Here is a 4,434-nt window from a genome sequence, read left to right on the forward strand (position 1 = left end):
ACGGCTCCCGCCGCGGCAACCACGAGGTGATGATCCGCGGCACCTTCGCCAACATTCGACTGCGCAACCGCCTGCTCGACGGCGTGGAGGGCGGCTTCACCCGGGATTTCACCCAGACCGGCGGCCCCCAGACCTACATCTACGACGCGGCGAGGAACTACGCCGTCGCAGGCACGCCGCTGGTGGTCCTTGCCGGCAGGGAATACGGCTCCGGCTCCTCCCGCGACTGGGCGGCCAAGGGCACCGCGCTGCTCGGTGTGAAGGCGGTGATCGCCGAGAGCTACGAGCGGATCCACCGCTCCAACCTCATCGGCATGGGCGTGCTCCCGCTCCAGTTCCGGCAGGGCGAGAACGCCGCGGCCCTTGGACTGAGCGGCACCGAATCGTTCTCGGTTGAGGGCATCACGGCGCTCAACGGGGGCAGCATCCCCGACACGGTCCGCGTCACGGCGGTCCCGGAGGAGGACGGTGAGCCGGTTTCCTTCGACGCCGTCCTGCGCATCGACACCCCGGGCGAGGCCGACTACTACCGCCACGGCGGCATCCTCCACTACGTCCTGAGGCAGCTCAGTGCGGATTGAGTCCCGGATTTCCGACCGGAAGATGCCCGAAACTCCCGCCCGCCGGGCCGCCGCGGAGGGGGTCCCGGGCACCGGACGCTCGAGGATTGGGCACCTCCGGGGGAGCTGTGACGTTAGAGTTAACGGAAATTGCCCTGGCGAAGTCTTCGCCGCAGCAGACGACCTGAGGAGGCGCCGGTGGGACTTCTTGAGACAATTCGCAGCCCGCAGGACCTGAGCCGGCTTACCGAATCCCAGCTCGACGCCCTCGCCCGGGAGATCCGTTCCTTCCTCGTCACCAACGTCTCCCGCACCGGCGGGCACCTGGGCCCCAACCTCGGCGTTGTGGAACTGACCCTGGGCATCCACCGCGTGTTCGACTCGCCGCGCGACAGCATCATCTTCGACACCGGCCACCAGTCCTACGTGCACAAGCTCGTCACCGGCCGCCAGAACTTCGACACCCTGCGCCAGCAGGGCGGCCTCTCGGGGTACCCCTCCCGCGCCGAGTCCATCCACGACATCGTCGAGAGCTCCCACGCGTCGTCGTCACTGTCCTGGGCCGACGGGATCTCCCGCGCCCGCGTCCTGAACGGGGAGGGCGACCGGTACACCGTCGTCCTCGTCGGCGACGGCGCGCTCACCGGCGGCATGGCCTGGGAGGCGATCAACAATATCGCCGCGGACAAGCGCCGCCGCGTGGTGATCGTGGTCAACGACAACGGCCGCTCCTACGCCCCGACCATCGGCGGCGTCGCCGACTACCTCGCCTCCCTCCGGCCGGCGCTCGACTCGGTCCGCACCCACAAGGTGTACGAGCGGACCCTCGAGTGGTTCACCGGCCGGCTGCAGGCCGGCGGGCCCGCGGGCCGCTTCGCGTACAAGAGCCTCCACGCCACGAAAAAGGGCGTGAAGGACTGGTGGGCTCCGCAGGGCCTCTTCGAGGACCTCGGCATGAAGTACGTCGGTCCGGTCGACGGCCACGACCTCGGCGCCGTCGAGCAGGCACTCCACCTGGCCCGCAACTACGAGGGCCCCGTGATCGTGCACGCGATCACCGAGAAGGGGCACGGCTACGCCCCGGCGCGCGCCCACGAGGCCGACCAGTTCCACGCCGTGGGCATCATCGACCCGGGCACGGGGGAGCCGGTCGAGTCCGGCGCCTCCCAGTCCTGGACCTCGGTCTTCGCCAACGAGATCGCCGACATCGCCGACGAGCGCCCCGACATCGTCGGCATCACCGGCGCCATGCTCATCCCGGTCGGGCTGCACCGCTTCGCCGCCCGCCACCCGGACCGCGTGTTCGACGTCGGCATCGCCGAACAGCACGCGCTCACCAGCGCCGCGGGGATGGCCTACGGCGGGCTGCACCCCGTCGTCGCGCTCTACGCCACGTTCCTGAACCGGGCCTTCGACCAGCTCCTGATGGACGTGGCGCTGCACAAGGCCGGGGTCACCATCGTCCTCGACCGCTCGGGGGTCACCGGGCCCGACGGCGCCAGCCACCACGGCATGTGGGACCTCTCCATGCTGCAGACCGTGCCCGGACTGCACCTTGCCGCCCCCCGCGATGCCACCCGGCTGCGCGAGGAACTGCGTGAGGCAGTCTCCATCCCCGACGCCCCGAGCGTGGTGCGCTACTCCAAGGGCTCGGTCGGTGCCGAGGTCGAGGCGATCGAGCGCCTGGGCGACGGCGTCGACGTGCTCGCGCGGCGCCCCTCGGGGTCCACGGCCAACGACGTGCTGATCGTCAGCGTCGGCGCCATGAGCGAACTCGCCCTCGACGTCTCAAACCGCCTCGGGGCCCAGGGCATCAGCTCGACGGTGATCGACCCGCGCTGGGTGCTGCCCGTCTGCCCGTCGGTGATCGACCTCGCCGCCGAGCACCGCATCGTCATTGTGATCGAGGACGGCGTGCGCGCCGGCGGCGTCGGGTCCAGGATCCGGCAGGAGATGCGGGCCGCGGGCGTCGACACCGCCCTGAACGAGGTCGGCCTCCCCGTCGAGTTCCTCGACCACGGCTCGCGCAGCGAGGTGCTCGCGCGCGTCGGCCTGACCGCGCAGAAGGTCACCCACGACATCGTGGCGCAGGTCCTGGGAACGAAGGTCCCGGTGGCCCGGCCCCTGCCCGGCCAGGAGTCCGCTGCCGGCCGGGAGCCCGCTTCCGGTCAGGACGCGACCACCGGACAGTTCCCGGCCCTCTAGGCCCCGGCCGCTCAGCCCAGCAGGGCCCCGGCGAAGCGCAGGAACACCGACGCCGCGCCCGCCACGACCAGCAGCGCCACCAGGACCCACGACCACTCGGCCAGCAGCCGTGCGGTCCGCGGAGGAACCGGCAGCACCCCGGAGGCGGCATTGCGCGCCGTGAGGTGCACCGTCAGGACGATCATCACGACCCAGACCACCATGCAGTAGATGCAGAGGATCGAGATGACGAACAGCGCCTGGAACCACAGCCAGAGCGTGAACGCCGCGCCGAGGACCGTTCCGGCCTGCAGGCCGAGCCAGTACCAGCGGCGCAGCTCCGCGCCCGCGAGCAGCGCCATGCCCGTGGTGATCACGACGGCGAAGGCCACGAGTCCGATCAGCGGGTTGGGGAAGCCGAACACCGCGGCCTGCTCCGTCCGGAACACCTCGCCGCAGGAAATCCACGGATTCAGGTCGCAGCTGGTGACGTACCCCGGGTCTGCGTAGAGGGCGAGCCGTTCGAGTACCAGCTGCCCCGAGGCGAGCCAGCCGATGACGCCGGCGGCCACGAGGAGGAACGCGAACCGCCGCTCCGGCCGTCCGGTCCCGGCTTCCCCGTCCGGATTCGTGCCGGAGGGAGCAGCGTGCGCGGGGTGTGCCATGGGGGTGTCGTCGTCCTCGGGTGGGCGGTCGGCGCCGGCATCCCGTGCGCCGATGGTTCCGCCACTCTAGCCGCCGGAACGGCTGATTTGCATGCTGGTGTGAGACAATTGCCGTGGCTGGTTCGGGAACCACATTTCCGTTCCGGTCCAGCGACAGGCTTCCGCTCTGCGGGCGATGCTTCCGGCGCACCGAGCCCATCAATCCTGGTGGGCGGTTCCGGAATCCGCCTCGCAGGCCACCGTGAATACGACGGATGAGTCGGAAAAGCGCCGCTGGTCTTTGAGTGATGCCGCACCCTCCAGCCGGTGCGACCTCAAACGACACAATGACGACTTCCGGTCGCCGCTAGGGCGTAGGGTCCGCGGACGGCCGACATACTGCCCTGGAGGGCGCTGGAATGTGGCCGGTGCCGCAGGGGCTGGAGCCAATACATATGGATCAGTTCGAAACGCAGATCAACGACCAGGGTGCAGCAGCAGGGGCCGCCGAGACGCAGTCCCCGACAGCGCCGGAGAAGAAGGCCCCACGGGTCCGCAGGGCGGCAAGCTCGCCCGCCGGAGCGCCGACGAAGGTCCCGGCAGCCGCAACCGCCGGGGACACCCCCGCACCGGAAGCATCCGCAGCGCCCGCCGCCGCGCCGGCCGACACTGTCACCGAAGTCACCGAATTCACCGAAGTCACCGAAGTCACCGAAGTCACCGAAGCACCCCGCCGCCGCGCCACCCGTGCCCGCAAGGCCCCGGCCGCCGCGCCGGAATCGCCCGTGGCGGCACCGCTCGACACCGCGGGTGACACAGCAGCCACGGAAACGGCAGCCGGCGACACGGCCGCTGCGGAGCCGGCGCCGAAGGCGAAGGCCACCCGCACCCGCCGCAGGGCGGCCACGGCCGAAGCAGGGCCGGCAGCGCCGGCGCCCGAGATTCCTTCCGGAGAGCCGGCCGCCGCAGAGGCCGCCGTGGCCGCGGCCGCCGTCGCCGGTGACATCCCCGACGCCGCCTACGCCGATACGGAAGCGGCAGCAGCC

General features: G+C 71.0%; 2 protein-coding genes and 2 pseudogenes. 3 read left to right on the forward strand and 1 reads right to left on the reverse strand.

What is annotated here, in order from left to right; genetic code table 11:
• Positions 1-581 (forward strand): annotated as a pseudogene (gene acnA / locus QZX79_RS02345) (aconitate hydratase); the annotation flags it as partial.
• A gap of 177 nt (positions 582-758) precedes the next feature.
• A complete protein-coding gene (gene dxs / locus QZX79_RS02350; RefSeq protein ID WP_294564107.1) occupies positions 759-2,765 on the forward strand; it encodes a 1-deoxy-D-xylulose-5-phosphate synthase in 2,007 nt (668 codons plus the stop codon).
• 11 nt (positions 2,766-2,776) lie between these two features.
• Here the strand turns inward: dxs and QZX79_RS02355 are convergent, their stop codons facing one another.
• Entirely contained in the window at positions 2,777-3,409 is a 633-nt protein-coding gene (locus tag QZX79_RS02355) for a vitamin K epoxide reductase family protein (protein ID WP_294564110.1), read from the reverse strand.
• 434 nt (positions 3,410-3,843) lie between these two features.
• Here QZX79_RS02355 and QZX79_RS02360 point away from each other — a divergent pair.
• Positions 3,844-4,434: pseudogene (locus QZX79_RS02360) on the forward strand (hypothetical protein); the annotation flags it as partial.

The sequence above is a fragment of the uncultured Arthrobacter sp. genome (genome assembly GCF_902805515.1).
In the GTDB taxonomy this organism is placed as follows: Bacteria; Actinomycetota; Actinomycetes; order Actinomycetales; family Micrococcaceae; genus Arthrobacter_D.